At 71.5% G+C, this 4389-nt stretch carries 3 protein-coding genes; 1 reads left to right on the top strand and 2 read right to left on the bottom strand.

What is annotated here, in order from left to right:
• Positions 1 to 184: 184 nt before the first annotated feature.
• Positions 185 to 976: an ATP-binding protein gene (locus AB0J08_RS41080; RefSeq protein ID WP_360645158.1), complete on the bottom strand. Its 792-nt coding sequence runs from the start codon at positions 974 to 976 to the stop codon at positions 185 to 187.
• Complete coding sequence (locus tag AB0J08_RS41075; RefSeq protein ID WP_360645155.1) at positions 973 to 2193, bottom strand: transposase family protein; 1221 nt, start codon at positions 2191 to 2193, stop codon at positions 973 to 975. Before AB0J08_RS41075 ends, AB0J08_RS41080 begins: the two co-directional genes overlap by 4 nt.
• Before the next feature lie 832 nt (positions 2194 to 3025).
• On the opposite strand from AB0J08_RS41075, the gene AB0J08_RS41070 reads away from it, so the two are divergent.
• Entirely contained in the window at positions 3026 to 4132 is a 1107-nt protein-coding gene (locus tag AB0J08_RS41070) for a helicase associated domain-containing protein (RefSeq protein WP_360645153.1), read from the top strand.
• Positions 4133 to 4389 lie beyond the last annotated feature (257 nt).

Here is a 4389-nt window from a genome sequence, read left to right as displayed (position 1 = left end):
CAGCCCCAACGAATACGAACACCGACACCACACAGCTAAACTCACGCTCGCCGCGTGACTACCAACCGCGTGTCCACCTTCACGGGCGAAGGCCCGGGGCTGTGGGCGGCCTGGGCGGCGCGGGTGTGGGGCAGGTCGTCATGGGGGTCAAGGACGACGGTGACCGGCGGCGGGTCGGGGCAGGTCAGCACGGTGCGCCTGCCTGTCGTCGGCCGAGTTTGCTGTAGGCCCAGCGCACCAGGTCCTCGTCCACCTTGGCGCGCCCGGACTCCTTCATGCCGGCGGCCAGGTGGTGGGTGATCTTCGCCCAGGCCCGGAAGTTGCCGTGGGCAGCCTCGCGGTCGCACAGGGCGATCAGCTCCGGTTCGGCGTCGGTCCAGATCGGGTGGAAGGCCGGAATGGTGTCCAGGACCTCCTCCAGCGTCAGGGGGTCGATCTCCTGCCAGCAGTAGACCCTGGATTCGAGCATCGGCTCGCTCTGCAGCATCTCGAAGCAGCCGTTGCCGCCGGTGAAGACGATCGTCAGGTCGGTGCCGGTGTCGTCCCACAGGTAGCGCAGGTATTCGAAGCAGAGCTTCGACAGCCACTGGGCCTCGTCGCACACCAGCACCCGGGTCTCCTCCAGCGCCCCGCGCAGCATGCGGTCGAACTCGATCGCATGGGAGGGCGGACGACCCGGGAGCCCCAGGGCGTAGAACAGTTCGTGGCGCAGGTCCCGGGTCGAGGGGCGGGCCCGGAACTGGATGCGGTGGGTGATCTGCGGGGCGAGGTCGCGCAGCGAGGCGTTGACCGCGAACGACTTCCCGTGCCCGGCCCTGCCGTAGATGCAGATCATCGCTCTGGCTTCGATCGCGGCGCGGATGTTCTCCCGCACCGCCAACAGGGCCCGGGTGCCGACCACGTGGGCGTCGCGCAGGCGCATGTAGTGGTCCTCGCGTTCGGCCGGCAGCCGGCCCAGTCGGTCCGCGGTCGTCACCGGCGTCCTCCCTCTTCTGCTTCTTCTTCGTTCGCCCCGGACGACGGTGGGCCGGCATCGGTACCGGGTGCTGCCGGAGGGGAGCGGCGGATCGGGCGGGCCCACGAGGGGGGTGCCTCGCGCGGCGGGATCAGGTCCGGCAGCGCCCGCTTCGCCAGAGCGCTCCCGGCCCCGGCGGCTGCGGCGAGTTGATCCTCGGCCTCGGCTACGGTCAGCGCCGCCAGCGGCTCGGGCCGCCCCGGCACGGTGACCGCGCCGTAGCGGCCCAGCCGGCGGCGCTGGCGGTCCGCAGAGACCAGCGCACGCACCATCGTGCGCCGCTGGGCGTCCTTGGCCCGGCGCAGGGCGGCCCGCTGGGCCGCGGTGGCGGCGTTCGCGAGGTGGGCCGGCCCGAGGTAGGCGCCGGTGGCGGCGTCGAACACCTCGATCTCGTGGTCGTGGTGGGGGACGAACCGCACCCGCACCCGGGTGCCGTCCATGCCGTGCATCCACGGGCCGACGTAGTAACGCCCCCGCCAATACACGCCTTTCGTGGACAGGACCTTGTCGCCTCCCGCGTCCTCGAGGGTGAAGGAGCGCAGCAGCGCGGGCGGGACGTCCTCGATCGGGGTGGGGTCGTCCTGCCACGCCTGGAGCGGTGTGCGGCCGCCGAGCGGCTGCGGGCGGTGCTCGGTGTTCCACCACTGCACCCAGTCCAGAAGCCGTGCGGTGAACTCGGTGAACGACAGCAGCCCGTCCAGGTCACCGGGCCGCGCCCGCGGGCCGGTGGTGGCCGCGGGGGCGTGGAGGTATCCGGGCTGCGCGACCAGGAACATGTCGACGACGCAGTGGTTGAGGTTTTCCACCGTGCCCTTCAACTCCGGCCTGCGCGCCGGCAGATCCTGCACCGGGACCGCGAGCGCGCCCAGCGCCCGGGTCACCGTGGCGCACAGGAACTCCTTGCCGCGGTCGACCCGCACCAGTTCCGGCAGCCCGCCGATCGGCCCGTACGGGCCGCCGCTCTCGTCCCGCGACAAGGCGATCCGCAACGCCGCCAGCACCGCGTCCCGGGACGGCTGGTGCGGGGTGACGGCCGCACCCGTGATCGCGTTCCTCGCGCAGTCGATGAACCACGTCACCCACGGACGCACCGCCCGCCCGTCCAGCTCGACCTCGACGGGCAAATGCTTGTGATCACCCTCCCAGCACGCGTTGCGCCACTTCACCGGACGGGCCAAATGCACATCGTGCGCCCGCCTGGCCCTCTCCCCGCCCTTCAGCCCAGCGCGCTGACCCGCGTTCAGATCCCGGCGCACCGCCCGCTGAAACGTCGCCAACGACGGAACAGCCGCTCCCCCACCGCTCCCGGCACCCGCGGCCGACTCCCCACCGGCTCCCCCGTCCAGGGAGTCGTCCGCCGACGCGCGGGCCTGTGCGAGAAGCTCCCGGTGGACCGCCGCCGCGTTCCCGCACCACAACGCCAACCGCGCGTGGACCTCGTCCGTGACCGTGAACCGCGGCCGGGGCCTGCGCGCCGTCCGGCCCTCCTCGCGGGCCGCCTGCAGCCAGCGCTGCACCGTCCGCACCGACCGGCCCGCCGAGAAAGCCGCAAGACGCACATGACCGGGCGTCAGAACACCGCGTTCCTCCAGGGCCAGGAGCCGGAACACCACCTGCTCACGCACCACCCACGCCGGACCACCGGACCCTACCGCGTCGCTCCCGCCGCCGTCCGCCATCCACGCCCTCCCGGCCCGTCCGACAGCCCCAGCAACGACCGGGCTCGTCTCCTGCCCATCCAGGAAGACAGCGACCGCACCACGACGACGCCCGAAACCGCATTCCGGTGACACCCAGCAGGACTATCTGGTACAAGCCGGACATGCCATCGGCGTCAAGGAAGCTGCACGAAACTGACGCACGGCCAGCCATCACCGCCGCTGAACACCACAGACACGCCTACGCCCCACGACAGAAAACCACCGCATCCGACGACAAAAAAGCGCACCTTCACACGGGGACATTCTGGAGTCGGACAGCTATGGTCCGCTCATCCGTATTTTGACTGCCTTGAGGTCTCACGACGCCAAGGTGGTGGAGGCCCTCGCGGTGCCGCAGAAGTCGGGCAAGCGGACCACCGGGCGCAGCGCTGAGGCGGCTTTCGCGCCTGGTGAGGGCGGCTCTGGTGCGGGTGGGTCGGGGGCGTTCACGCTGCCGGTGCGGTTCCAGACGCCAGTGGACGAGAACGTGCTCGCGCTGTTCATCGCCTCGCGGGTGCTGGTCGGTGAGACGCAGCTGTGGCGTGAGGGGATCGGGCACGCGCGGCGGTGGTTCGAGGAGACCGGCGGGCTGGATGTTCCTTATTCGGCGCTGGTCGGGGAATCCGGGAATTACCCGCTGGGCAAGTGGCTGTCGGACCGTCGCGGTGAGAATGCGAATGGTGAGCTGGCGACGTACCGGGTGGAGATGCTGGACGCGCTCGGGATGATCTGGTCCGTCTCGGATGCGCGGTTCGAGGCCGGCCTCGACTGGGCCAGGGTCTGGGCGAAGGGCCACGGCGGGTCCCTGGCGGCTCCGGCGCGGGCGTCGGTCGGCGGGTACGCGATCGGTACCTGGCTCTCCGAGCTGCGGGCCGCCGCGGCGGTGCCGGCCGGGGAGCCGGGGGCACTCGCGCCGGAGCGACGCCAGTCGCTGGAGGAGATCGACCCCTGGTGGTGCCCCGCCTGGCCGATCACCTGGCAACGCACCTACGCCGTCGCCAGGTCGTGGTGGCTCGACTCCGACGGACGGGTCGACTGGGCGCGGCTGCCGCAGGACACCGTCTTCGAGGGCGAGCAGCTCGGCCGCTGGGTCCAGGCGCAGCGGGCCGGCTGGCCGGCCCTGGAGGCCGATCAGCGGGACCTGCTCACGGCGATCGGCATCGAGGAGGACCAGGAGCTGGTCGCCGCGAAGACGGCGGCCGACGCGAAGCCGAAGGTGTCCCGTGGCAACCGGTTCGCGCAGGGCCTGGCCGCGCTGGCCGCGTATGTCGAGCGCGAGGGCCACGCCCGGGTGCCGCGCTCGCACAAGGAAGGCGGGGCATCGCTGGGCACCTGGCTGAACAACCAGAAGGCGAGGCGGGACAAGCTCAGCCCGGAGCAGCTCGGCCAGTTGGAGGCCCTCGGGGTGGCCTGGTAGGACGGGCCTGGCTCGTTCGAGACTGTGTCTCACATCGCTCGACGCACATCGGCCCCGCCACAGTGGTGGGGTCGGTTCGTGCGGTCATGGGGTGAGCGCGGCGGAGACCCTTGCGAGGCGGGTCTGCGGGAGGGCGAAGGGGTTGGCGGGGTTGCGGTAGGAGTACTGAACTTGATTGGGTGATGTCGGGGCTGTTCGCCTGACGGTGGGGCTGTGGATCCGGTAGCCCTGGGGCATGAGGTACGCGCAGGGCGGCG

This window comes from Kitasatospora sp. NPDC050463, assembly GCF_040655255.1.
In the GTDB taxonomy this organism is placed as follows: domain Bacteria; phylum Actinomycetota; class Actinomycetes; order Streptomycetales; family Streptomycetaceae; genus Kitasatospora.
This window is presented reverse-complemented; position numbering and strand designations above follow the sequence as displayed.